The sequence below is a fragment of the Paraburkholderia sp. SIMBA_030 genome (assembly GCF_046535245.1).
Lineage (GTDB): Bacteria > Pseudomonadota > Gammaproteobacteria > Burkholderiales > Burkholderiaceae > Paraburkholderia.
In genome coordinates this window covers 1-237 of sequence record NZ_JAWRXB010001624.1, presented here as the reverse complement: position 1 = coordinate 237, position 237 = coordinate 1, and the positions used below count along the sequence as shown (strand labels likewise).

General features: G+C 63.7%; 1 protein-coding gene. It reads right to left on the bottom strand.

Annotated elements, in window-relative coordinates:
• Positions 1-209: DJ-1/PfpI family protein (locus SB772_RS45500; protein WP_410839214.1), on the bottom strand; the 209-nt coding region annotated here is incomplete at its 3' end.
• Positions 210-237 lie beyond the last annotated feature (28 nt).

Sequence of the window (237 nt, the reverse complement as noted above, 5' to 3'; positions counted from 1 at the left end):
CTGCCGGTGCAGAGGCCGATCACCGGGACGCCCGCACGCGCGGCATTGACGACATAGGAGACAGCGGCGCTATCGAGCGCCTCGACCTTCTCGTTGATCCGGCCGCCGACGACCACGATATAGTCGAACTCGGCGGGTGGTTTCAGCGACGCGTTTGGTGGCACGAGTACGCCCGAGTTCGACGTCACGAAATGCTTGTCGGCGCTCATGACCAGCCAATCGCAGGCAATTCTCCCG